The organism is Roseateles sp. P5_E11 (assembly GCF_054049355.1).
On the sequence record NZ_JBFUMO010000979.1, the window covers coordinates 1 to 1,327 of the forward strand.

Annotated in this window: 2 protein-coding genes; one reads left to right on the forward strand and one right to left on the reverse strand. The window is 72.9% G+C overall.

What is annotated here, in order from left to right; genetic code table 11:
* On the reverse strand, positions 1 to 472 hold a 472-nt coding region (locus tag ACXJKR_RS32670; protein WP_457326401.1), incomplete at its 3' end, for a winged helix-turn-helix domain-containing protein.
* A gap of 120 nt (positions 473 to 592) precedes the next feature.
* Between ACXJKR_RS32670 and ACXJKR_RS32675 the strand changes: the two genes are divergently transcribed.
* Positions 593 to 1,285 (forward strand): hemerythrin domain-containing protein, encoded by a 693-nt coding sequence (locus ACXJKR_RS32675; protein ID WP_457326402.1) that lies wholly within the window; start codon positions 593 to 595, stop codon positions 1,283 to 1,285.
* Positions 1,286 to 1,327 lie beyond the last annotated feature (42 nt).

The following is a 1,327-nucleotide window of genomic DNA, read 5'->3' on the forward strand; positions in this document are numbered from 1 at the left end:
GGCCCACGCCCGGGCTGCCGACGACGCTCACGCAGCCGGGGGCGGCCAGCGCCTGGCGCAGGCGGGCCAGGTCGGCGTCGCGGCCGAACAGCGTGGTGGTGGCGGGCGCGGGCAGCGGCGCGGCGGCGGCCTGTGCCTCGTCGTGCCGCGCGGCGGTGAAGCGGTAGCCGCGCCCGGGCACGGTGGCGATGGCGTCCTCGCCCAGCAGGCGGCGCAGCGCGTTGACCTGCACGCGCAGGTTGCCCTCTTCCACCACCAGCCCGGGCCAGACGCGCTCGATCAGCTCGGCCTTGGTGAACAGCTCGGCGGGGCGGGCGGCCAGCGTGAGCAGCAGGTCCAGCGCGCGGCCGCCCAGGGCCGAGGGCTCGCCGTCCACCAGCAGCCGGTACTCGGCCGGGCGCAGCTCGAAGCGGCCGCCCGGGCCGAAGCGCAGCGGCTGGGTCGGCGGGCGGGCGGGTTCGGTGGCGGGCAAGGCGGCTCCGGTGATTGCGCCGGGCACTGTAAAGCCGCCGGTTTAACAACGTTGAACAACCACCGAACCGCGCCTGCCGCGAGCATTCGTCCCACAGCAACACGCCACCCAGGAGCCGCAATGACCGAACCCGAAGTCTCCGTTCCCGCCATCATGCGCAACTACCACGAGGTGCTGCGCAACGACCTGGCCAAGGTGCTGGCGCCGCTGGCCGAGCGCGGCGACCTGGGCGGTTTCGCGCCGGCCTGGGCCGCGTATGTCGACGCCATCGCCGTGCATGCGGCCATGGAGGACGGCGTCGAGGGCGCGAGCGGCGGCATCACGTCCATGCTGGACCTGCATTTCGACGGCGCTGCAAACGCGGCGATGTTCCGCGCCGAGCATGTCGACGAGCACGAACTGCAGGCCGCCGTGACGCGTGCCATCCCGCTGGGCGTCGGCGCGCTGCGGGATGCCTTCGCCGCCTACCGGGGCTGCGCCGAGGCCCACCTGCTGCACGAGGAGGACATCATGATGCCGCTGGTCAACCGGCTGCCCAAGGAAGGCAAGGCCGGCCTCTTCGCCCAGTGGTGCGTGTCGGCCGGCATCGCCCAGGGCGGCTTCGACCACCTCGTGGCCCACGGCGTCGCGTCGCTGGCCGCCTTCGGCAGCACCAAGAACTCATCCGTCGGCGCCACGCGCGTGTTTGTGCACTCGCTCAAGACCGTCTGCACCCCCGAGCAGTGGGCGCGCTACGGCCCGATCGCCCGCCGCGCGATCCCGCCCGAGGTCTGGGCGGGCGTGCTGGCCGAAGTCCCGAGCCTGGCCGCCTGATTTCCATAGACCTGTTTCGATCAAGCTCATGCGGAACAGGCC

Bases quoted from the DNA above. Each gene is read 5' to 3' on its own strand.
- ACXJKR_RS32675 (WP_457326402.1), top strand. From the start codon at position 593: ATGACCGAACCCGAAGTCTCCGTTCCCGCCATCATGCGCAACTACCAC.